Origin of the sequence: Kosakonia sp. H7A (assembly GCF_003028445.1) — a bacterium.
GTDB classification, from domain to species: domain Bacteria; phylum Pseudomonadota; class Gammaproteobacteria; order Enterobacterales; family Enterobacteriaceae; genus Kosakonia; species Kosakonia radicincitans.
The window spans coordinates 204,680-225,588 of the sequence record NZ_PYTZ01000005.1 but is presented as its reverse complement, the minus strand read 5'-3'; the positions used below and the strand labels follow the sequence as shown (position 1 = coordinate 225,588).

At 54.9% G+C, this 20,909-nt stretch carries 23 protein-coding genes; 7 read left to right on the top strand and 16 right to left on the bottom strand.

The genetic code is table 11. The features are described 5' to 3' along the window. Window positions 1-78: 78 nt before the first annotated feature. Window positions 79-957, bottom strand: coding sequence for a U32 family peptidase (locus CWM66_RS18160; RefSeq protein ID WP_035887936.1), 879 nt, complete (start codon window positions 955-957; stop codon window positions 79-81). A gap of 7 nt (window positions 958-964) precedes the next feature. Next, window positions 965-1,960, bottom strand: coding sequence for a peptidase U32 family protein (locus CWM66_RS18155; protein ID WP_007369938.1), 996 nt, complete (start codon window positions 1,958-1,960; stop codon window positions 965-967). A gap of 240 nt (window positions 1,961-2,200) precedes the next feature. Here CWM66_RS18155 and CWM66_RS18150 point away from each other — a divergent pair, with 240 nt between their 5' ends. Together CWM66_RS18150 and CWM66_RS18145 are read left to right on the top strand one after the other, a co-directional pair. Then, window positions 2,201-2,725, top strand: coding sequence for an SCP2 domain-containing protein (locus tag CWM66_RS18150; protein ID WP_035887934.1), 525 nt, complete (start codon window positions 2,201-2,203; stop codon window positions 2,723-2,725). Further along, a complete protein-coding gene (locus CWM66_RS18145) occupies window positions 2,719-3,222 on the top strand; it encodes a GNAT family N-acetyltransferase (protein ID WP_007369940.1) in 504 nt (167 codons plus the stop codon). Before CWM66_RS18150 ends, CWM66_RS18145 begins: the two co-directional genes overlap by 7 nt. Here CWM66_RS18145 and CWM66_RS18140 read toward each other — a convergent pair. Further along, window positions 3,209-3,511: a GIY-YIG nuclease family protein gene (locus tag CWM66_RS18140; protein WP_079517301.1), complete on the bottom strand. Its 303-nt coding sequence runs from the start codon at window positions 3,509-3,511 to the stop codon at window positions 3,209-3,211. The two genes, CWM66_RS18145 and CWM66_RS18140, sit on opposite strands and share 14 nt — an antisense overlap. 54 nt (window positions 3,512-3,565) lie before the next feature. Here CWM66_RS18140 and CWM66_RS18135 point away from each other — a divergent pair, with 54 nt between their 5' ends. Continuing rightward, on the top strand, window positions 3,566-4,003 hold the full coding sequence (locus CWM66_RS18135) for a YhbP family protein (protein WP_107147032.1): 438 nt from the start codon (window positions 3,566-3,568) through the stop codon (window positions 4,001-4,003). Here CWM66_RS18135 and CWM66_RS18130 read toward each other — a convergent pair. Then, window positions 3,989-4,507 carry a type 1 glutamine amidotransferase domain-containing protein gene (locus tag CWM66_RS18130; protein ID WP_007369943.1) on the bottom strand — a complete coding sequence of 173 codons (519 nt, stop codon included), beginning with the start codon at window positions 4,505-4,507 and terminating at the stop codon, window positions 3,989-3,991. The two genes, CWM66_RS18135 and CWM66_RS18130, sit on opposite strands and share 15 nt — an antisense overlap. Before the next feature lie 121 nt (window positions 4,508-4,628). On the opposite strand from CWM66_RS18130, the gene CWM66_RS18125 reads away from it, so the two are divergent. Both CWM66_RS18125 and CWM66_RS18120 read left to right on the top strand, forming a co-directional pair. Next, window positions 4,629-5,282, top strand: a complete 654-nt coding sequence (locus tag CWM66_RS18125) for an NAD-dependent epimerase/dehydratase family protein (protein ID WP_007369944.1) — start codon at window positions 4,629-4,631, stop codon at window positions 5,280-5,282. A 52-nt stretch (window positions 5,283-5,334) separates the two neighbouring features. Further along, entirely contained in the window at window positions 5,335-6,372 is a 1,038-nt protein-coding gene (locus CWM66_RS18120) for a permease (protein ID WP_107147031.1), read from the top strand. A gap of 47 nt (window positions 6,373-6,419) precedes the next feature. Here CWM66_RS18120 and dolP read toward each other — a convergent pair whose 3' ends face one another. Genes dolP through CWM66_RS18100 form a run of 4 tightly spaced genes read right to left on the bottom strand, consistent with a single transcriptional unit; the run spans window position 6,420 to window position 10,088 of the window. Then, complete coding sequence (dolP, locus tag CWM66_RS18115) at window positions 6,420-6,995, bottom strand: division/outer membrane stress-associated lipid-binding lipoprotein (RefSeq protein WP_007369946.1); 576 nt, start codon at window positions 6,993-6,995, stop codon at window positions 6,420-6,422. Between the two features lie 9 nt (window positions 6,996-7,004). After that, complete coding sequence (gene diaA, locus CWM66_RS18110) at window positions 7,005-7,595, bottom strand: DnaA initiator-associating protein DiaA (protein WP_035888033.1); 591 nt, start codon at window positions 7,593-7,595, stop codon at window positions 7,005-7,007. A gap of 22 nt (window positions 7,596-7,617) precedes the next feature. Next, window positions 7,618-8,013 carry a YraN family protein gene (locus CWM66_RS18105; RefSeq protein ID WP_071921588.1) on the bottom strand — a complete coding sequence of 132 codons (396 nt, stop codon included), beginning with the start codon at window positions 8,011-8,013 and terminating at the stop codon, window positions 7,618-7,620. Beyond that, the gene (locus CWM66_RS18100; protein ID WP_035887925.1) at window positions 7,971-10,088 is read right to left on the bottom strand and encodes a penicillin-binding protein activator; all 2,118 of its coding nucleotides are present in this window, start codon (window positions 10,086-10,088) and stop codon (window positions 7,971-7,973) included. The genes CWM66_RS18105 and CWM66_RS18100 overlap by 43 nt, the downstream gene beginning before the upstream one ends. A 62-nt stretch (window positions 10,089-10,150) precedes the next feature. Between CWM66_RS18100 and rsmI the strand changes: the two genes are divergently transcribed. Continuing rightward, on the top strand, window positions 10,151-11,008 hold the full coding sequence (gene rsmI, locus CWM66_RS18095; protein ID WP_107147030.1) for a 16S rRNA (cytidine(1402)-2'-O)-methyltransferase: 858 nt from the start codon (window positions 10,151-10,153) through the stop codon (window positions 11,006-11,008). A gap of 60 nt (window positions 11,009-11,068) precedes the next feature. Here the strand turns inward: rsmI and CWM66_RS18090 are convergent, their stop codons facing one another. The 8 genes from CWM66_RS18090 to garD form a co-directional block, all read right to left on the bottom strand. Continuing rightward, the gene (locus CWM66_RS18090) at window positions 11,069-11,842 is read right to left on the bottom strand and encodes a DeoR/GlpR family DNA-binding transcription regulator (protein WP_107147029.1); all 774 of its coding nucleotides are present in this window, start codon (window positions 11,840-11,842) and stop codon (window positions 11,069-11,071) included. A gap of 110 nt (window positions 11,843-11,952) precedes the next feature. Beyond that, window positions 11,953-12,996 carry a galactitol-1-phosphate 5-dehydrogenase gene (gene gatD, locus CWM66_RS18085; RefSeq protein ID WP_107147028.1) on the bottom strand — a complete coding sequence of 348 codons (1,044 nt, stop codon included), beginning with the start codon at window positions 12,994-12,996 and terminating at the stop codon, window positions 11,953-11,955. Window positions 12,997-13,041: 45 nt separating this feature from the next. Beyond that, window positions 13,042-14,415, bottom strand: coding sequence for a galactitol-specific PTS transporter subunit IIC (locus CWM66_RS18080; protein WP_007369953.1), 1,374 nt, complete (start codon window positions 14,413-14,415; stop codon window positions 13,042-13,044). A gap of 4 nt (window positions 14,416-14,419) precedes the next feature. Further along, window positions 14,420-14,704 (bottom strand): PTS galactitol transporter subunit IIB, encoded by a 285-nt coding sequence (gene gatB / locus CWM66_RS18075; protein ID WP_007369954.1) that lies wholly within the window; start codon window positions 14,702-14,704, stop codon window positions 14,420-14,422. A 29-nt stretch (window positions 14,705-14,733) separates the two neighbouring features. Further along, entirely contained in the window at window positions 14,734-15,198 is a 465-nt protein-coding gene (gatA, locus tag CWM66_RS18070; RefSeq protein ID WP_107147027.1) for a PTS galactitol transporter subunit IIA, read from the bottom strand. A 14-nt stretch (window positions 15,199-15,212) separates the two neighbouring features. Further along, a complete protein-coding gene (gatZ, locus tag CWM66_RS18065; RefSeq protein WP_035887916.1) occupies window positions 15,213-16,484 on the bottom strand; it encodes a tagatose-bisphosphate aldolase subunit GatZ in 1,272 nt (423 codons plus the stop codon). A 44-nt stretch (window positions 16,485-16,528) separates the two neighbouring features. Further along, entirely contained in the window at window positions 16,529-17,383 is an 855-nt protein-coding gene (locus tag CWM66_RS18060; protein ID WP_035887915.1) for a tagatose bisphosphate family class II aldolase, read from the bottom strand. Between the two features lie 189 nt (window positions 17,384-17,572). Continuing rightward, window positions 17,573-19,144 (bottom strand): galactarate dehydratase, encoded by a 1,572-nt coding sequence (gene garD, locus CWM66_RS18055; protein WP_043956430.1) that lies wholly within the window; start codon window positions 19,142-19,144, stop codon window positions 17,573-17,575. 423 nt (window positions 19,145-19,567) lie between these two features. On the opposite strand from garD, the gene CWM66_RS18050 reads away from it, so the two are divergent. Next, complete coding sequence (locus CWM66_RS18050) at window positions 19,568-20,905, top strand: MFS transporter (protein WP_007369960.1); 1,338 nt, start codon at window positions 19,568-19,570, stop codon at window positions 20,903-20,905. The last annotated feature ends 4 nt before the right edge of the window (window positions 20,906-20,909 follow it).

Here is a 20,909-nt window from a genome sequence, read left to right as displayed (position 1 = left end):
TGGCGGGACAGGCCAGAAAAGCTGTAACTTTTATAGTGCATTAACCTTTGCTGAAAGCTGTTAACAAAGTGAGCTTTATTAAAGTTCTAACTGCAAGCCGGGCAGCCTGCGCCAGTAGCCATTACAGTCGCTGTGAGCGGCGAGCGGCAGCGGCGCGTTGCCCGTTTCATTCGCTTTAAACGCGTCGAGCATGGCGAACGTTTCCGGTCCCATCGGCGACAGCCGCACGATATCGACAACCCCGTTCATTGAGGTCAGTTCATTACCAAGGTTATAGACATAGCCGCTCATCGTCTGGATGCCATTGAGAACAAATACTTGCTGGTTCTCCTGCGACACCATGCCGCGCCCGTTCGGGTATTTAATGCAGCAGGTTTCGCACTCATCTTTTGGTCTGTCTTCCGAGCGAGCGGTAAAGCAGCGGGCGGAATACGCCAGCGGCAGGTGGCCGTAGCTCAACACTTCTACCTCAAACTGCCGACGAATGCCCAGCGTTTCACACTGTTCGAGCAGATTGACCAGCCAGTCCCGGGAAAGCTCGACCGGCATACACCAGCGCACCATGCCTTGCTTGAGCAGCAGACGCAGCGTCACGGCGTTATAGCAGTTAAGGGCATGCCCGGCGACGAACGGCAGTTTACGGTCGGCGCACATGTTCACTACGCCCAGATCGCTGGCTTCCAGCAGAAATTCGCCGTTATCAACATAGCGCTTCAGTTCATTTAATTCTGAAGAGGCTTGCACCAGCGCCAGCGTGGAGAGCACCACCTGTTTGCCGCTACTGGCGAGCGCTTTTGCCATATCCAGCCAGTCGCCCACTTTGGTCGCGCGACGCTTGCTGCACACCGCCTCGCCAAGATAAATCACATCAGCGCTGCTGGTAGCCGCCTGGCGGTAAAAATCTTCCAGCGTCTCTTTTGGCCAGTAATAAAGGACCGGCCCTAATGAATATTTCATTGTCTACCTACTGCCATTTACGGTGATATGCGCCGAGCGTGGTTTGTGTGCCTTCCGACATGGCTCCTAACGTCTCCATCCATGCGGATTGCGGGACAAAGTCCTGCGGCGCGGCTATGCAACGATCAATAGCCTGACGCCACACCTTCGCCACCTGGCTGACGTACGCCGGGCTGCGCTGGCGGCCTTCGATTTTTACCGAGGCGATATTTGCTGCCAACAATTCCGGCAACAGCTCCAGCGTATTCAGGCTGGTAGGCTCTTCCAGCGCATGATAACGCTCGCCATCCACCAGATAACGCCCTTTGCACAGCGTGGGATAACCCGCGTTTTCACCCTCCTGATAGCGGTCGATCAACACGTCATTCAGGCGGGATTCCAGCCCTTGCGGCGTTTGCTGCCAGCGGACAAAACGCGCGGGCGAACAGGCGCCAACGGTATTGGGCGATTCGCCGGTGAGATAGGAGGAGAGGTAGCAACGGCCTTCGGCCATAATGCACAGGCTGCCGAAAGCGAAGACCTCCAGCGGAACGGGCGTTACGCGCGCCAGTTGTTTCACCTGATGAATGGATAAAACGCGCGGCAGTACCACACGTGCGACATCAAAGTGACGATGATAAAAGCGAATTGCTTCTTCGTTAGTGGCGGAGGCCTGCACGGAGACATGACGCTCAATATGCGGATAACGCTCGGCGGCGTATTCCAGCATCGCCAGATCGGCGAGGATCAGCGCATCGGCACCAATCTGTGCGGCCATATCCACGGCCCGCTCCCAGCGCTGGTAACCATCCGGGTGCGCAAAAGTATTAATGGCGATATGCAGTTTGCGGCGGTGCTGATGAACAAAACTCACCGCCTCCTGGAGTTTTTTCTCCGTAAAGTTGAGTCCGGCGAAATGGCGGGCGTTCGTATCATCTTTCAGGCCGATATAAACCGCATCGGCACCGTTTTCGATAGCCGCCTTCAATGCCGGAAGGTTTCCGGCAGGGCAGAGCAACTCCATAGTGTATCCTGCAATCAGCGGGCCAGATGGCCCGGACGTACCCCGCAGGGTCGCCAAATTGTTAACGAACTGGGATTTTAGTTAACCTGCTGGCGACAATTTTTGATTTGAGGCAGTTAAATGCGTATTGATGGAGCCATAACCGCCGTCTATTTATTGCCTGATTGTTGATTTGCGCCGCTATACCATTACGGGAATGTGGCAAAATAGCCGCAATTATCATTTCTGGGAGTTAAGCCCGTGTTGGATTCATTGCGCTCACGTCTTGTTCACTTCGGCCCGGCATTACTAAGTGTTCCGGTTAAGCTCACACCTTTCGCCATCAAGCGTCAGGTGCTGGAGCAGGTGCTGCGATGGCAATTCCAGCAGGCGCTGGCGGACGGAGAGCTTGAGTTTCTCGAAGGGCGCTGGTTAAGTATTCAGGTACGGGATATCGGCCTGACGTGGTATACCTCTGTTGAGAATGGTCAGTTGATTGTTCGTGAGTCAGCTGATGCTGATGTCAGCTTCAGTGCGGACGCCAGCGATTTGCTAATGATTGCCGCGCGCAAGCAGGATCCGGACACGCTCTTTTTCCAGCGTCGGCTGGCGATTGAAGGCGATACGGAGCTTGGGCTGTACGTAAAAAATCTGATGGACGCCATTGAACTGGAGCAGATGCCAAAACCCCTGCGGGTGATGCTGCTGCAACTGGCGGATTTTGTTGAGGCCGGCCTGCAAGCGCCGCCCGCAACGACACAACCTTCTATAGGTGAGCCATGCTGATTAGAGTTGAAATTCCCATTGATGCACCCGGTATCGACGCGTTATTGCGTCGTAGTTTTGGTGGTGAAGGCGAAGCCACGCTGGTGCACAATCTGCGTGAGGATGGTTTGATCACGCTGGGATTTGTCGCAACCGATGATGAAGGTCAGGTTGTGGGCTATGTGGCCTTTAGCCCGGTTACGGTTGCCGGTGAAGAGCTGCAATGGGTTGGGCTTGCGCCGCTGGCAGTCGATGAGCAGTATCGCGGCCAGGGCATTGCGCGCCAGCTTGTCTATGAAGGGCTGGATTCGCTGAATGAGTTTGGTTATGCCGCAGTCGTCACGTTGGGCGATCCGGCGTTCTATAGCCGTCTGGGGTTTAAAAATGCCTCGCAGTACGATCTGCGTTGCCGCTGGCCGCAAACGGATGAGGCGTTTTTAGTTCACCCTCTTGCTGATGATGCGCTGAATGGCGTCAGTGGGCTGGTGGAATACAGCGATCACTTCAATCGCCTTTAACGACGGTTGCTTGCAGGCTTTCCCATAGCGCCTCGAACGTGCCATCTCCGGCGACGAGGCGCTCTTTCTGGCGTTTGGTTAACTGCTTGATGCGATACTCCAGCCGTAACGCCAGCGATCTTTCTCCTACCTGAGCTGAAAAAACCAGCGCCAGTGCGCCTTTTCCCCGCAGCGCTTTTGCCCCTTTCCCGTTTTGATGCTGCGTAAAGCGACGCGCCACATCGGTGGTAATGCCGGTATACAGCATGTTGTCGGCGGTGCGGATAAGATAAAGAAACCAGAGCGTCATGGCATTATTCATTGTGTTAATGTGAACGAAAAAATAACACGAGGAAGAGAAAAAATGGAGACGCTTACAGCCATTAACCGCTGGCTGGCGAAACAGCATGTTGTCAGTTGGTGCGTGGCGAACCGGGGCGAATTGTGGTGTGCTAATGCGTTTTACGTTTACGATGCGCAGAAAGTGGCGTTTTATATCCTCAGTGAAGATCATACGCGCCACTCGCAGATGACAGGGCTTCAGGCGAAGGTGGCGGGAACCGTCAACGGCCAGCCGAAAACCGTAGCGCTGATTCGCGGCGTGCAATTTACCGGCGAGATCCGTCGTCTGGAAGGGGAGGAAAGCGAGGTGCCGCGTGCGCAGTACACCCGTCGCTTTCCTGTTGCGCGCATGTTGTCAGCCCCTATGTGGGAGATTCGCCTTCACGAATTGAAATTCACTGACAACACGCTGGGTTTTGGTAAAAAATTACACTGGATCCGCGACTCAGGCACCCAGTAAACGCAATGCCTCGCGGTTAAACGCAGGCAAATCTTCGGGGGTGCGGCTGGTCACCAGTTGATCCTTATCGATCACCACTTCCTGGTCATAGAACTCACCCCCGGCGTTTTTCACATCGACGACAATAGGTTTCACCGCTGTCAGCTTGCGTCCGCGGATGGCGTCCGCGCTGATCAGCAACTGCGGGCCGTGACAAATGGCGAAGACGGGTTTACCGCTGCTGATAAAATCGCGGGTGAAGGTAACAAACCGGTCGTCGCCGCGCAAATGATCGGGTGAGTGGCCGCCCGGTAGCAGCAGGGCGTCAAAATCCGCTGGCCGCACCTCATCAATGGCTTTATCAATCACCACTTCAGCTTCGCCTTGTTTGCCGTGGATGGTTTTCCCCGCCTGTTTCTCTATAGTGATCACCTCATGGCCGGCCTGACGAAATTCCTGTGCCGGAGAGGTGAATTCTGAATCTTCAAACTCGTCGGTGATCAAGACTGCAATTTTCTTGCTCATAATTCCTCCGTTGTTTTGGCTTCAGCGCTCGTTGTTATCCATACTGATAACCCATCAGACTACTAAGCCTGGTTTAGCTGGCGGGTATTGCAAGACAGATTCATCTGCAAAAGGAGAGTAAATGCCACGCGTAATGATCACTGGTGCAACGGGTCTGGTTGGCGGACACCTGCTGCGATTACTGAGTAACGATGCGCGAGTCGGCACTCTTGTTGCGCCAACTCGCCGCCCATTATTGGGCTTCTCCGACGTGGAGAACCCGCACGATCCGCAGTTAAGCGATGCGCTGGCGCAGGTAACAGGAGCGGTGGATACGGTTTTTTGCTGCCTTGGTAGCACGCGGCGTGAAGCAGGAAGTGAAGAGGCATTCATACATGCGGACTATACGCTGGTGGTCGATACGGCATTAACCGGGTTGCGGCTTGGCGCCCGGCAGATGCTGGTGGTCAGCTCGATGGGCGCAAACGCGCGTTCACCATTTTTCTATAACCGGGTAAAAGGCGAGATGGAAAAAGCGCTCATCGCGCAGGAGTGGCCCCGGCTGGTTATTGCCCGTCCGTCGATGCTGCTGGGGGAGCGCGAAAAGCAGCGCTTCAGTGAATCTCTGCTCGCACCGCTGTTTCGTCTGCTGCCGGGCAACTGGAAGTCGATCCGCGCGCAGGATGTCGCCCGCGCGCTGCTGACATTGTCCTTCACGCCCGCGGAAAATCGCGTCGAGGTCGTCTCCTCTGCGCAGTTACGCGCGATTGCTGCAGGCTCGCAATTGGCAAAATAGTTTTCCCGGCGTACTATTCCCCGGCTTATCACCTATTTCCCCGGGGAATGTTATGACTGGTCAGTCTTCACCTCAGGCGGCAACACCCATTCAGTGGTGGAAACCCGCGCTATTCTTTCTTGTGGTTATCGTTGGTCTTTGGTACGTGAAATGGCAGCCTTATTACGGTAAAGCCTTCACTGCTGCCGAGACGCACAGCATTGGTAAATCTATTCTTGCTCAGGCCGATTCCAGCCCGATTCAGGCGGCGTGGGATTATGCGCTGGTCTATTTTCTTGCCGTCTGGAAAGCGGCAGTACTGGGCGTAGTGCTGGGCTCGTTGATTCAGGTTTTGATTCCGCGCGACTGGTTACTGCGCACGCTGGGGCAAAAACGCTTTAGCGGCACGCTGTTTGGTACGCTGTTCTCTCTGCCTGGCATGATGTGCACCTGCTGTGCCGCGCCGGTGGCGGCGGGCATGCGCCGTCAGCGCGTCTCAATGGGCGGCGCACTGGCATTCTGGATGGGCAACCCGCTGCTTAACCCGGCTACGCTGGTGTTTATGGGCTTTGTTCTTGGCTGGCATTTTGCCGCAATCCGTCTGGTTGCAGGTCTGGTGACGGTGCTGGGCGTTGCGATGCTGGTACAGGCGCTGGTCAAAGAGGGCCAGCAGCAGGCTGAAGCGGTGGATATTACGCTTACGGAGCCGCAGGGCAGCTTTATGGCGCGCTGGGGCAAAGCCTTATGGCAACTCTTCTGGAGCACCATTCCGGTCTATATTCTCGCTGTTCTGGTGCTGGGTGCGGCGCGTGTCTGGTTATTCCCGCATGCGGATGGCGCGATCGATAACACGCTGTTGTGGGTGATTGCGATGGCGATTGTCGGCTGCCTGTTTGTGATCCCGACGGCAGCCGAGATCCCGATTGTGCAGACCATGATGTTGGCGGGTATGGGAATGGCGCCTGCGCTGGCGCTGTTGATCACGCTACCGGCGGTAAGCCTGCCGTCGCTGATCATGCTGCGTAAATCGTTTCCATTAAAAGCGTTGTGGCTGACCGGCGGGCTGGTGGTGCTGTGCGGGGCGATCACTGGCGCTATTGCGTTATTCTGAGTTTTGACAGAGTAAAAAAAGCCCGGCGAATTTGCCGGGCTTTTTTGTTATTTCAGCAGGGTAAATGCCGTAGTTACGTGTTTCACACCGCTGACGCGGCTGGCGATATCTGCCGCTGCCTGGCCTTCACGCTGGGTGACCAGACCCATCAGGAACACTTCGCCATTTTCGGTGGTCACTTTCACGTTAGAGGATTTCACCTGATCGCTGCCCAATAGTTGCGAGCGGACTTTAGTGGTTATCCAGGTATCTGAAGACGCCGTACCGAGGCCGATCGGCTGGCCCTGGCGAATTTCGTTGAATACTTCGGTTGCACCCTCAACGCCCACGGCAATCTGTTTCGCTCTGGAAGAGAGTTCGGTATTCGGGGCCTGCCCGGTCAGCAGAACTTTCCCCTGATACGCGGTAACGTTGACACGCGCTTCTTTTTTAAGCTGCTCATCTTTGGACAACGCGCTGTTGACGCGCAGTTCCAGCGTGCTGTCATCCACCTGGGTGCCAACGGTTCGCGGATCCGTCGCGGCTTTAGTGCCAACGGCGGCAGAACCGACCACGACTGCGCCAACACAACCTTGTAACAGCAGCGCGGAAATAAGGACTGCGAGGGGCGTGAATGCCTTCATGTGTACTCCTTAATCATCCTGGTGAGGAAAAAGCGTGTTATCAATCAGATCGCATAAGCAATTCACTGTCAGCATGTGCATTTCCTGGATGCGCGCGCTGCGATGGGAAGGAATACGGATTTCGACATCCTGCGGCCCCAGCAGACCCGCCAGCTCGCCACCGTCGTAGCCGGTCAGCGCTATGATGGACATATCACGCGTTACTGCCGCTTCCACGGCTTTAACGATATCGCGGCTGTTGCCGCGCGTGGAGATGGCCAGCAGGATATCCCCGCTGTGGCCGAGCGCGCGAACCTGCTTGGCGTAAATCTCATCATGCAGACGATCATTTGCTATCGCGGTTAAGACCACATTATCGGTATTAAGTGCAATGGCAGGTAAACTGGGACGTTCTGTTTCAAAACGGTTGATCATGCTGGCAGCAAAATGCTGTGCATTGGCGGCAGAAGTGCCGTTGCCACAACAGAGGATTTTGTTGCCGTTAAGCAGGGAGTGAACCATCGTCATGGCTGCGCGGGAAATGGCATCAGGCAACGCTTCCGCCGCCGCAATTTGGGTTTGAATGCTTTCCGTAAAGCAGGCTTTAATTCGTTCGAGCACAGTAATCCCTATCATTTTGCAATTATGAGTGGTCGTTAAAGGCGTTTTGTATCCACTCAACGTCATTTTCGGTGCAGGCTACCACATCAAACCGGCAATCCACAGTATCAAAACTCCCATTGTGCCGGGCGAGCCACAAACGGGCTGCTTGCAGGAGCCTGACCTGTTTCGCGCGTGTGACACTGCTCGCAGCGCCGCCAAAACGTGACGATCTGCGATAGCGCACTTCAATAAAGACGGTGGTAGTTTTGTGCCGCATTATCAGATCTATTTCGCCGCCGCGCTCGCGCACATTGGCGGCTAAAAAATGCAGTCCTTTGCTTTCCAGCCAGCGACGCGCTTTGGCTTCCCACGCGTCGCCGGTCTGTTTACGGGTTAACTGGCCGGGACGATTTGTCCCTGCTGGTATTTGAGCCATGACAACTTCCTGTTGATCACGCAATCCTGGGTGGCGGTTAAATCACCGGTATTTCCGTTCAGTTCAAACCCCGGAACCTGGCGCATCTGCGAGAAGTTATTCGCCAGCGACCAGGCATCCGCGCCCATGGCATACAGGCGCGCCAGTGAGTAGTCATTGTTAACGCTTTTCAGCGCCTGCTGCATTAACGATGGGTTCGCGCCTGCCAGCATCGGGATTTCGTTAAATTGCAGGCCTTCCATCTCCAGACGGAAATCCGGGCCTGCGCCGCCCTGCGCGCTGCGCGAGCTGGCATAGAGCATCACGTTGCTCTGGCTGCCGGTGCGCAGGGTAATCATCGGTTTAATCAGCGCGATCTCATCCTGCGTCGCCACGATATAAACCGAATCCACGCTGCCGCTGCCGCTGATTTGCGCGTCGGTCGGCGGAGCCGGAATGTTCAGACCGCCAATAGTCACGCCCTGCTGCTGCGGCAGGCTGGCAACCACCGGGCTGCCGGTCATAGCAATACCGGAACCGCCATTCAGGCCCATCCGCAGTTCGGCGGTGGAACCAAATTTCTGCTCCAGCACCACGCCGCCGCCGAGTTTCAGCCACTCTTCGGCAAAGGCTTTACTGATTCGTTCGCCCAGATTGCTACGCGGCACCAACAGTAGCGGCGCATGACGGCCCTGTTCATGGATGTGGCGCGCGGCATCGTGTGCTTCATCTTCCGGCGAGAGTGCGAAGTAGCAGATATTTGCACGGTTTTCGACGCTTTCCGGCTGGTTGAGCGCCAGCACGTTCAGCGTGGTGTGGCTGCGCATCAACTCTTCAACATTGTTTTTCAGCAGCGGGCCGACCACGATACTCGCGCCATCTTGCTGCACCTGATTGAGGATCTGATCCATCGGCTGCGCGCTGGTATCGTAAATTTTCAGTTCAGCGCCCGGGTTTGCTGGCGTACCGGCAACGGCTGGCGCGGCAACCGGCTGCGTCGCATTGGCATCGGCTGGTTGAGGCGGCGTTACCGCTGCGGGATCCTGCTCTGCTGTGGTGTTGGATTGCGTGTCTGTTTCGCTCTGCGCGGCGCTATCCGGTGCCTGCACCTGCTGTGCATCCGGCGCAGCAGCGCTGGTTAAATCATTAACGCTGGTCTGCGATGGGCTAACCACCGCAGCATTGGCTGCCTGCGCCACCTGCTGCGGAACGGCCGGGCCGGAAACGGTGGAAACACCGTTTTTAGCGGCTTCAAACCCCTGCTGAATCGCCCGGCCAAAAACAGCGGCCTGGCCATTTAATGGCAGCAGCAGCGCGATTTTATTGGCCGATGCCGGTTTGAAGTTTTGCAGATTCGACAGTTGGGTCGGCAGCATTTTCGCCGCCGGGTTTTGCGGGTAGCGGGTCTGCCAGTCGGTGATGCCCGCTTTCAGCATGTTGGGATCGTTGCGGTTATCAAACCAGACGCGTTGCAGATCGAGCCAGCCCTGCAGGGTGACTTCATCGGCGTTGATCACCAGCGCTCTGGCTTGATCCTGCGTCATCGAAGCCAGCGCCTGCCAGGTGGCATCGATGTTTTTCTGCTTCTCTTCGGGTTTCGTTAACAGTGGCTCCTGGGCAATCAGCGCGCGCAGCAATGTCAGGGACGGCTTGCCTTGCGCGGCTTCAATCCCTAACTGCCAGTAACGCGCCTGCTGATTTTGCTCCAGATCGGCAGGATCGATCTTACTCAGCAGCGCCTGTGCGCCGGCGAAATCTTTCTGCACCAGTTTCATTTCGGCGGCGAGCAGAGAATATTCTTTACGCTGATTGTCGTTCAGATTCTGCGGTAGCTGGCTGAAGAGTTCGCTTGCCTGCTGGGTTTTACCCTCTTTAAGCAGTGCACGAATGGCGAGTAATTGCCAGTTGGTCTTGCTATCATCTGTGCTTTGCTGCATCTGCTGCAGGTAATAGCCAGAATCGGCTTGCGCCGCGCCTTGCAGATGCGTGGTGCTCTGGTCTGTCGACTGGGTACCGCATCCTGCAAACAGCAGGGCGGCCAGCACCACAGGCACGCAGCGCGTGGCTTTCGAACGTAGAAATCTTGACGGTAGCATACTGTATCCAGTGATAATTTTTACGCAATGCTCAATATTAAATCGGCAATACGGATGAAACAATGAAACAACACGAATCGGCGGAGAATTCTCAGGGTCAGCTTTATATTGTACCTACTCCCATTGGGAATTTGGCTGATATTACGCAACGCGCCCTCAACGTGTTGCAGGCCGTTGATTTAATTGCGGCGGAAGATACCCGCCACACCGGTTTATTGCTGCAACACTTTGCTATTAATGCCCGCCTGTTCGCCCTGCATGACCATAACGAGCAGCAGAAAGCGGAAACGCTGGTGGCAAAGCTGAAAGAGGGGCAGAACATTGCCCTCGTCTCGGATGCCGGAACGCCGCTGATCAACGATCCGGGCTATCACCTGGTGCGCACCTGCCGTGAAGCGGGCATTCGCGTTGTACCTTTGCCTGGACCGTGCGCTGCGATTGCCGCGTTGAGCGCTGCGGGATTACCGTCGGATCGTTTTTGTTACGAAGGGTTTCTGCCTGCCAAATCGAAAGGGCGTCGCGATACGTTAAAAGCGCTGGAAACGGAAAGCCGCACGCTGATTTTCTATGAATCCACCCACCGTTTACTGGAAAGCCTGGAAGATATGGCTGCAGTGTGGGGCGAGAGCCGTTATGTCGTGCTGGCCCGCGAGCTGACCAAAACCTGGGAAACCATTCAGGGCGCGCCAGTAGGCGAACTGCTGGCATGGGTGAAAGAGGATGAAAACCGCCGTAAAGGTGAGATGGTGCTGATTGTCGAAGGCCATAAAGCGCAGGAAGATGAGTTACCTGCCGATGCGCTGCGTACGCTGGCGCTGTTGCAGGCTGAACTGCCGCTGAAGAAAGCCGCAGCCCTTGCGGCGGAGATCCACGGCGTGAAGAAAAACGCGTTGTACAAGTACGCGCTGGATCAGCAATAACCCGAGCAATACAGGCGCTGGAGAGCCGCATCAGCGATCGCAGCGCCGTAGACCCGCTTTTTACACTACCGCCAGTTCCTTCTCCATTTTGCGAAACGCGGCTCTGTCCTTGTCGCTGATGCTGTCATCGGTGATCACCACATCGATTTTCTCCATCGGCAGCACCTGATTAAAACCGCGACGATTGAATTTGCTGGCATCCACGACTGCCACGACTTTATGCGCGGCGGCGGCCATCACGCTGCTAATGGAGTAGCCTTCATTAAAGGTGGTGATGCCGTTCGTCGTATCAATGCCATCCGCACCGACGAACATTAAATCTGCGCTGATGCCCTGCAAAGAGCGTTCGGCAATGGTGCCGTGCATGGAGTGCGTTTTATGCCGCACGGTACCGCCGCAAACCACAAGGGTGATGTCTTTGTTTTCCGACAGGGCAAATGCGGCGGGAAGGCTGTTAGTAATAACGGTAATGTTGGTTCTTTTCGTCAGGGCCTCAGCAATCAGCATGGTGGTGCTGCCGCTGTCGAGGATCACCGTCATACCCTCTTCGATCATGCTGGCGGCGGCCTGGGCGATACGTTTTTTCGGATCGCTCGCCAGCCGGTAGCGTTCTTCCAGCACCACTTCCTGATTTTCGTTATCCAGCACCGTTGCGCCGGGTTTCGCGGCGCCGCCGTGAAAGCGTGTTACCAGGCCTTTCTCTTCCAGCAGACGCAGATCTGCGCGGATGGTGACTTCAGAAATGCCAAAGCTGTTCGAAAGGTCAATCACCAGCACACTTCCCTGTGAGTTAACCAGTTCGACGATCTTATTCCTTCGTTCAAATGAGTTCATATTAATTTGCCTGATAATTAACTTCCTCTAGTGTAATCGAAGGATTGTGAAAGTTGAACGCTAACTTTCGAAAGGAAATGTGAGCCAGCGCAGGTTGCTGGCTCTCTCGCTTAATCGAGCCGTAACAGGATTTTGCCCTGCATCGGCGCACCGTTAAGGTTCTGTACTGCACGGGCGTAACTGTCCGGATCGCCGCGATGGGCGATCAACGGCTCCAGCATCAGTTTTTTCTCTGTCAGCAGACGTGTAGCCGTTGTCCACTCTTCCCCCGGCCACGGGCCGGAGTAGTTCATCCAGCTGCCAATCAGGGTCATCTCTTTGCGCAGAATTTGGCCGAACACGGGCGCGGTTAACGTCAGGTCATGATGCAGCGTCCCGACCAATGCCAGCTGGGCGCGCGGCCCGGCGATTTCGATTGCCAGTGAGACGGTTTGCGGTGTTCCTGCCGTTTCCAGTACCAACTGGTCGAAACGCGCCTCTTCCAGGCCTGCGGTAATCGCCCTTACATCCTGCTTGCTGCTATTGAAGGTGAAGGTTGCGCCGAGTTCGTTTGCCAGTTGCAGCTTGTCGGGGTTGATATCGATAGCGGTAACGCTTTTGGCACCAAGCGCCCGTGCGCACTGCATGGCCAGCAGGCCAATGGTACCGGCACCGACAATGATCACGTTTTTGTTTTCACAACCGCCAGCAAGGTGGAAGGCATGCAGGCCGACGGTGATGGGTTCAATAAATGCGCCATCTTCAATCGTCATATCCTTCGGCAACGCGATCAGATTCGCCCGTTTCACTACGATGTATTCGGCATTACCGCCATCGCTGCGCGAGCCGACAAACTGGTAGCGCTTGCACAAGGAGAAGTACTCGCGGCGGCACTCCGGGCAATCAAAGCAGGGCAGCAGCGGCACGCATGCCACTGCATCCCCGGCGTGTAAATCGTTGATTGCCGCGCCACAGGCTTCAACATAACCGCTGAATTCATGTCCCAGGGTAATTGGGTAAAAATGCGCGCCACCAGCAAAGATACGCGGGATGTCAGAACCGCACAGGCCGGAGCTGACAACCCTGACTTTGACATCATCATCGTGCTGCAACTGAGGTTCCGGGCGTTCTTCAACGCAGACGTGGCCCTCAGCATGGATAACCACTGATTTCATAATACTCTCCAGGAACAACAAAGGGGGAGCTGGGCTCCCCGGGGATCAGGATACGGTCTGGCTTTGTGCGGCGAGCGAGGCCTTTTCGGCCGCTCTGAAGTTGCGTGCTCTGCGCCATGTCAGCAGCACACCGGCCAGATAAAGGGTGGCAATCACCACAAAACCCACCACGTTTTGCCAGGTGAAAAGCTGAATAAGCAGCCAGGTGAATGGCGAACCGCCCTGGTCCATTGATGCCACCAGACTGCCCGATTTCAGCGCGCCTGCGTTGGCGGCAAGTTGCGTATGCAGGCCGATGGTTTGCGTGGCGACCCACAGCGTGATGCTCATAATAATGATGCCGGAGATCAGCGTGCGGAACAGGTTGCCCTGATGTACCGCAACCGCCATCGCCACAAAGAACCCGATGGTTGCCAGGTCGCCGAAGGGCAACACCTGGTTACCCGGCACCAGCACCGCAATCAAAATGGTTAGCGGAATAAAGATCAAACTGGCGGAGACCACTGAGGTGTGGCCAAGCAGCAACGCCGGATCGAGACCAATCAGGAATTCCTGGCTGCCAAATTTAGCCTGTAGCCGTTTACGCGCCTGTTTCGCGATAGGCGTTAGCCCATCCATAATCGGTTTGATGACGCGCGGCATCAGCAGCATCACGGCAGCCGTTTTCACCGCCAGTTGCAGCACGCCTTTCAGGTCGTAGCCTGCCAGCAGACCAATGACAATCCCCATCACAAACCCCACGGTGACCGGCTCGCCAAACGGGCCAAAGCGCTTCTGAATATCGTCGGCGCTAAAGTGAACGCGGTTAAGGCCGGGGATTTTTTCGATGATTGTATCAACCAGCACGGCAATGGGGCCGAGGTAAGCAGAGGTACCGTGTGGGATGGCAATCCCTTCCAGCCCAAAGAAATCCCGCGTGTCCTTTGCAAACCAGTCGCCCAGCTTGAAGACGAACGCCGCATGCGCCACGACGCCGAGTATGCCGATCCAGTAAGAGCCGGTAGCGAGGTGCAGCATGGCGCCGGTAAAGGTCATGTGCCAGATATTCCAGATATCGACGTTCACCACGCGCGTCATGCGGGTGACCAGCATCAGGATATTCACGGCAATCGCGACCGGGATGGCGACCAGCGCGATCTGTGACGCCCATGTCATCGGTGACGAGCCAGGCCAGCCGACATCAATCACATGCAGGTTAATCTGGAAATGTTCAGCCATTGCTTTTGCCGCCGGGCCTATGGAGTCCAGCATCAGGCCAATCACCAGCCCAATACCGACAAAGCCAATCCCGATGTGCAGGCCCGATTTAAAGCAATCCCCGAGCTTCATCCCCAGTAATTTCGAGAAGATGATGATCACCGCCGGCAGCATGACGGTAGGACCTAAATCGAGGATATAACGCATAATTTCGCTAAACATCGCGTTACCCCCTGAGGATCGTCAGGATTTTTTGTTGCAGCGCTTCAATGCCCACGCCGGAGACGAAAGGCATGCCGTGCACAACAGGTATATCGCCAAAGGTACGATCGACTCTCGCAGTGGTGCAGATCATATCTGCGCCATCCATATAGGTTTCAATTTCATTCACCCGACACTGCACGAGGTCGAGTTCGATCTGGTGGTCGGCGCAGAGCTCTTTGATCTCTTCCGCTGCCATGGTGGAGGTGGCGACCGCACCGCCGCAGGCGACGATTACTTTACGTTTCATAGGGTACTCCTTTTATTATCAGTATGTTACTAAGCCTGCTCGCACTTCTCAGGCTCCAGGATCGTGTCCCGAAAAAGCGTCGCCAGGTTATCGGCAGGCGTATCCAGCAGCGCTTCCAGCGTGTTCGGGTTTTGCAGCTCACTAAAAAGACGTCGTAACAACTTCAATTGCTCGGCCGGGTTTTCCACAATCAGGGCGATAATTAGCGAGACGGCGATTTCGGCATCATCGTCAGCTTGTTGAAAATAAACCGGTTTATCCGGGCGGATCAGATACAGTGCCGGGGACTTAGCATGTACCGCCTCGCAGTGCGGGATGGCCACCGCGTGGTGTTCAAGGGCAATGCCGGTCGGGTAAATCGCTTCGCGCGCCAGGAGGGCTGCCGGATAGCTTTCATGCACGACGCCCTGCGCCAGCATCTCCTCGCCAATATGCGTCAGCACATGCTGTCGCGAGGTAAATTCAATTCCGGTACAGACAAACAGTTGGCTCATACATTCTCCGGTCATCAGGCAATTTCAGGGGCGCATCCATAGCGATAGGCGCGCAATACATCCTGTATTTTGTCAATGATCAGGCTGTGCGGCGTTGCGGCGATCTCATTTAGCGACGCGCGTTCCAGTTGTACGGGTAAATACTGGCTAATCAGCCCTAACGGCAGCGTTGTAGCGCTGAGGTTCGCCAGCAGTTTCCCGACGCTCTGGCGAATGCGCGGGTGCGGCCAGTAGTAGCGAATACGATCCGAAAGGCTGAAGTGGATATCCACCATCGACTGGCTCCAGGTCGGACGGTAATACTTTTTCCAGTAATCCGGTTCGTTAAGCATCACTTCATCGATCACCTCCAGCACGCGGCTGCGGTTTTCCGGCGCAATCAGTTCGTTTTCCATCTGCGCCAGCGCAAAAATGGCTTCGCGCAGCGCAAAGGTCAGCGCGGGACCCACTTTCAGAATGGCGAAATGGTCGCGTACCAGCGCGCGGTAAGCCTGGCGGGACTGGTAATCAGTGGAGTGCGCTTCGTAGACCATCGGCGTCTGGCGGATCCAGCCGGAAAGCGCTTCTGCTGCCTGCGGCTGATAGTGGATCACCTGGGTATGATCGAATTCAACGCCTGGCTGCACGACGATAGCAATAACGCGGTTCATCGCGTCATCCAGCCCTAATGCATGGAAAGCGACACGGTGTGTTTCCAGCGTACGAGCAGCATCTTCGACGCGTGTAACGTGAACCGTATTGATACTGCTGGCTTCGCCGCCGGGAACCGGAACTTCAGTACCTATCACGTAGGTCAGGTTTTTTTTCAGCGCGTCGCTGGCGGTTTCTTCCGCCGCCTGGCACAAACGTGCGGCGCGTTCGGCGACAACATGCGGTTCCAGCGGAACCGGATCGTCGGCGCAGGACATCGATGCATCCAGATGGATCTTGCTGAAACCGGCAGCCACATAGGCTTTGATCAGCGCCACGGATTTTTCCATCGCGGCGGTAGCGGTTTCGTTTTGCCAGCAGTTAGGCCCAAGGTGATCGCCGCCAAGGATCAGCCGCTCCCGTGGAAAGCCGATCTCATCGGCGATGCGGTAGACAAAGTCGCGGAAATCGGCGGGTTTCATGCCGGTATAGCCGCCAAACTGATTGACCTGGTTCGAGGTTGCTTCGATCAATACTTTCGCGTCGGTCGATAAATCAAAGCGCAGCGCGGCTTCAATGACCAGCGGGTGCGCTGAGCAAACAGAACAGATACCGAGGTGCTCCCCCGCTTTATGGCGGGCAATAATCTCTTTCACGTCTTCCTCCGGTTATTACGCAATATTTTCAAAAGGTTGTGGCGTTACAGCTTGCCTTCGCAGCCGCAGACGCCGATCACTTTGCGCACCACCTCTTTCATGGCCGTTTTGGCCGGAACCATGTAGTGGCGCGGATCGCTGGCATCCGGGTGTGAAGCAAACCAGGCCTTTAACGCGTCCGAGAAGGCGATTTTCAGTTCGGTAGCGACGTTCACCTTGCAAACGCCCAGCGCGATGGCACGGCGAATATCCGCTGCGGGCAGCCCGGATGCGCCGTGTAAAACAAGAGGAATATCAACCTGTTGGCGTATTTCCGCCAGCCGTTCAAAATCGAGTTTCGGCTCGGCGGTATAAAGGCCGTGTGCGGTGCCAATCGCCACTGCGAGCGAATCAATACCGGTTTTCTCGACGAAATCTTTAGCCTGTTGCGGATTGGTGTAGCGGGTGTCTTTTGCATCGACAATCAGATCGTCTTCCTGTCCGCCGAGGCGGCCCAGCTCCGCTTCCACGCTGGCGTCGTAGCGATGGCATAAATCCGTTACCGCTTTCACCAGCGCAACATTGTCGTGGTAGGGGAAGTGGGAACCGTCAATCATCACCGAACGAATACCGGCCTGAACTTTGGTTTCTATGTCGCTGAATGTTTCATGGTGATCGAGATGAATGGCCAGTGGCTGGTTGAAGTGGCTGGCCAGATTACCGGCGATAGCGACCAGATTGCCGACGCCTGCATAACTGAATGTCCCTGGTGTGCCCGCAACAATCAGCGGAGAGCGCAATTCGGCAGCAGTTTCGACTACCACTTGTAAGGTTTCGAGATTGTGGATATTGAAGGCGGGCACCGCGTAACCTTCACGTTGTGCTTTGTTAAGCATGGTTTTCGTCGAAATAATATACACACAGCCTCCGAAATCTTTCGTTTGTTTTCTTCGAAAGAATCTATAGGCTTTCGTAATGTTTTTTTGTGATTGGTGTCTGGAAAATGAAAATTTCGAAAGTGAAAGGAAGTTTGTGAAAGGAAAAGCAGGCAAAAAAAAGCATGGCCGAAGCCATGCTTAAAAGTGAGGTTTACGTTTTTGTTATTAAAATCAAGTCACCGGAGCCGGGTTAAACACTGCCAGCTGGTTATGCAGCCCCCACTGATCGGAGAAGGTTTTCTTACGACCGCTGGCGACATCAAGGATAAAGTGGAACAGCTTCCAGCCCACATCCTCGATAGTCTCTTCGCCGGTGGCGATCGTCCCGGCATTGATATCCATTAAGTCATACCAGCGATTTGCCAGCTCGGTGCGGGTCGCCATTTTGATTACCGGTACGGCAACCAGGCCGTACGGCGTGCCACGCCCGGTGGTAAACACTTGTACGGTGATCCCGGAAGCCACCTGCTGCGTACCGCAGACGAAGTCGCTCGCCGGTGTTGCGGCATAAATCAGCCCGCGTTTGGTCGGACGTTGTCCCGGAGAGAGCACTTCAGAGATGGCGCTCTTACCGGATTTCGCGATCGAACCCAGCGCTTTTTCCACGATATTCGCCAGGCCGCCTTTTTTGTTCCCCGGAGAAGGGTTGGCGCTGCGGTCGGTTTTACCCATATCGAGATAGTTATCGTACCAGGCCATCTCTTCCAGCAGGCGTTTGCCCACTTCTTCGTTGATGGCACGCGGCGTCAGCAGGTGAATCGCATCACGTACTTCGGTCACTTCGGAGAACATCACCGTACCACCGCAGCGAATAATCAGGTCGGAGGCATAGCCCACCGCCGGGTTCGCCGTCACGCCGGAGAATGCATCGCTGCCGCCACACTGCATACCGACTACCAGTTCAGAAGCCGGGCAGGTTTCACGTTTACGCTGGTTCAGCTTCGCCAGGTGGCGCTCGGCAACCTGCAGAATATCGTCAACCATTGAGCGGAAGCCCACATGCTGCTCATCCTGCAAACGAACAATACTGGCGCTGTCAACCGGAATGGCTTTCACATCCTCGGTCCCTTCCAGCAGACGTTCCGGCTGCAATTTTTCACAGCCCAGGCCAATTACCATGACTTCGCCGCCGAAGTTCGGGTTCAGCGAAATGTTATGAATGGTGCGAATGGGAATGACTGCCGCCGGTGCATTAATGGCTACGCCGCAGCCATACAGGTGATTCAGGCCGACCACGCCGTCAACGTTCGGGTATTTCGGCAGCAGATCGCGCTCAATGATCTTCACGACATAATCCACCACGCCCGCAACGCAGTGCACGCTGGTGGTCAGGCCGAGCAGGTTCTTGGTGCCGACGCTTCCATCCGCGTTGCGGTAACCTTCAAAGGTATACCCTTCCAGCGGCGGTAGTGGCTCCGGGACTTTCGTCGCCAGCGGCAGTGTATTCAGCGGCGGTGCTTTTGGCAGCTCAACCATGGATTCATCAATCCAGCTACCGCGGGGGATATCACGCATGGCGTAACCAATGATCTCACCATAGCGCACGATTTCGCCGTGATGGGGGATATCAACCAGCGCCACTTTATGGCCTTGCGGAATATGCTCAATTAGCTCGAGACCGTCCGGAAAACGGGTTCCCGCCTTTAAGCCATTGTCATTGACGATGATAGCGACATTATCCGTGTCGTGTACCTTAATATAAAACGCCCCTGGCGGTTGCTGTCTAATTTCAATGTTGGACATTGTCAAGTAATCTCCAGCTAACTTATACGATGCATTGCTCTATAAAAGCGGAATCATTCTTTATTCTGGAATTAATATCGGGAATAAAAATCTTGTTTGCTGAAATAAGAATGTCAGGAGTTTAAATATTAAAATGTGATCTAAATCACTTATTATCTCGATTCCCCATCTGGCGGGGCTGCATATTGCAAGATCTGTGCATCAGCGCCCAGGCTTATGTGCAAATGCTCAAAATAATCTTTTCAGACAATGTTAAAATTGAGCAACCCACCAGTGTGTGGTGCCTTGTCGGTGATTATACTGAAGGCTAATAAAATCAAAGTGCCATTATCTGATAATAAGTTTCGAGTGCTTAAATAAAATCAGATAAGAAACGTCTCAATAATTATATTTTAAAGTTAGCGGCGCCCAAGGAAATTAAAAATGACTATCGAAGATTCTGTCGTGGAAACAAAACGGGGGTTGCCGACCCGTTATTTAATTCTGCTGATTATATTTATTGTAACCGCAGTGAATTATGCAGACCGCGCCACATTGTCCATTGCCGGGACCGAAGTGGCGAAAGAGCTGCAACTTGACGCTGTATCGATGGGCTACATTTTTTCGGCTTTCGGCTGGGCTTACCTGCTGATGCAAATCCCTGGCGGCTGGCTGCTTGACCGCTTCGGCTCTAAAAAAGTGTATACATGGAGCCTCTTTTTCTGGTCGCTCTTTACTTTCCTGCAAGGTTTTGTCGACGTTTTCCCGATCGCCTGGGCCGGCATTTCCATGTTTTTCATGCGCTTTATGCTGGGCTTCTCTGAAGCGCCGTCATTCCCGGCGAATGCCCGCATCGTTGCGGCCTGGTTCCCGGCGAAAGAGCGCGGCACGGCATCAGCGATTTTTAACTCTGCGCAGTACTTCTCACTGGCGCTGTTCTCGCCGTTGCTGGGCTGGCTGACCTTTGCCTGGGGCTGGGAACATGTCTTCACTGTGATGGGCGTGATCGGTTTTGTGCTGACCTTCGCCTGGGTGAAATTTGTTCACAACCCGACCGATCACCCGCGTATGAGCCGCGAAGAGCTGGAGTATATTGAGAAAAATGGCGCGGTTGTCGATATGGACCACAAAAAAGCCGACGATGGCAAAAATGCGGGTCCAAAAATGGATTATATCAAGCAGTTGCTGTGCAACCGCATGATGCTCGGCGTCTTCTTCGGGCAATACTTCCTGAACACCATTACCTGGTTCTTCCTGACATGGTTCCCGATTTACCTGGTGCAGGAAAAAGGCATGTCGATCCTGAAAGTGGGATTTGTTGCTTCCATTCCGGCGCTGTGTGGTTTTGCCGGTGGCGTACTGGGCGGGCTGTTCTCTGATTATCTGATCAAGCGCGGTTCAACCCTGACGATGGCGCGTAAATTCCCGATTGTGGTCGGGATGTTACTGGCTTCCAGCATCATTCTGTGTAACTACACCGATAACACGGTGATGGTGGTCGCACTGATGGCGCTCGCTTTCTTCGGTAAAGGTTTTGGCGCGCTGGGTTGGCCGGTTATCTCCGACGTCGCGCCGAAAGAGATTGTCGGTCTGTGCGGTGGTGTATTCAACGTATTTGGTAACGTGGCTTCTATCGTGACGCCGCTGGTCATCGGATACATGGTTAAAGAGTTGCATTCTTTCAACGGTGCGTTGGTGTTCGTAGGCTGTTCAGCGCTGATGATGATGGTCTGCTATCTGTTCGTGGTCGGCGACATCAAACGTATGGAATTGAAGAAATAAGCAA

Bases quoted from the DNA above. Each gene is read 5' to 3' on its own strand.
- CWM66_RS18160 (WP_035887936.1), bottom strand. From the start codon at position 957: ATGAAATATTCATTAGGGCCGGTCCTTTATTACTGGCCAAAAGAGACG.
- CWM66_RS18155 (WP_007369938.1), bottom strand. From the start codon at position 1,960: ATGGAGTTGCTCTGCCCTGCCGGAAACCTTCCGGCATTGAAGGCGGCT.
- CWM66_RS18145 (WP_007369940.1), top strand. From the start codon at position 2,719: ATGCTGATTAGAGTTGAAATTCCCATTGATGCACCCGGTATCGACGCG.
- CWM66_RS18140 (WP_079517301.1), bottom strand. From the start codon at position 3,511: ATGACGCTCTGGTTTCTTTATCTTATCCGCACCGCCGACAACATGCTG.
- CWM66_RS18135 (WP_107147032.1), top strand. From the start codon at position 3,566: ATGGAGACGCTTACAGCCATTAACCGCTGGCTGGCGAAACAGCATGTT.
- CWM66_RS18130 (WP_007369943.1), bottom strand. From the start codon at position 4,507: ATGAGCAAGAAAATTGCAGTCTTGATCACCGACGAGTTTGAAGATTCA.
- CWM66_RS18125 (WP_007369944.1), top strand. From the start codon at position 4,629: ATGCCACGCGTAATGATCACTGGTGCAACGGGTCTGGTTGGCGGACAC.
- CWM66_RS18120 (WP_107147031.1), top strand. From the start codon at position 5,335: ATGACTGGTCAGTCTTCACCTCAGGCGGCAACACCCATTCAGTGGTGG.
- dolP (WP_007369946.1), bottom strand. From the start codon at position 6,995: ATGAAGGCATTCACGCCCCTCGCAGTCCTTATTTCCGCGCTGCTGTTA.
- CWM66_RS18105 (WP_071921588.1), bottom strand. From the start codon at position 8,013: ATGGCTCAAATACCAGCAGGGACAAATCGTCCCGGCCAGTTAACCCGT.
- CWM66_RS18100 (WP_035887925.1), bottom strand. From the start codon at position 10,088: ATGCTACCGTCAAGATTTCTACGTTCGAAAGCCACGCGCTGCGTGCCT.
- rsmI (WP_107147030.1), top strand. From the start codon at position 10,151: ATGAAACAACACGAATCGGCGGAGAATTCTCAGGGTCAGCTTTATATT.
- CWM66_RS18090 (WP_107147029.1), bottom strand. From the start codon at position 11,842: ATGAACTCATTTGAACGAAGGAATAAGATCGTCGAACTGGTTAACTCA.
- gatD (WP_107147028.1), bottom strand. From the start codon at position 12,996: ATGAAATCAGTGGTTATCCATGCTGAGGGCCACGTCTGCGTTGAAGAA.
- CWM66_RS18080 (WP_007369953.1), bottom strand. From the start codon at position 14,415: ATGTTTAGCGAAATTATGCGTTATATCCTCGATTTAGGTCCTACCGTC.
- gatB (WP_007369954.1), bottom strand. From the start codon at position 14,704: ATGAAACGTAAAGTAATCGTCGCCTGCGGCGGTGCGGTCGCCACCTCC.
- gatA (WP_107147027.1), bottom strand. From the start codon at position 15,198: ATGAGCCAACTGTTTGTCTGTACCGGAATTGAATTTACCTCGCGACAG.
- garD (WP_043956430.1), bottom strand. From the start codon at position 19,144: ATGTCCAACATTGAAATTAGACAGCAACCGCCAGGGGCGTTTTATATT.
- CWM66_RS18050 (WP_007369960.1), top strand. From the start codon at position 19,568: ATGACTATCGAAGATTCTGTCGTGGAAACAAAACGGGGGTTGCCGACC.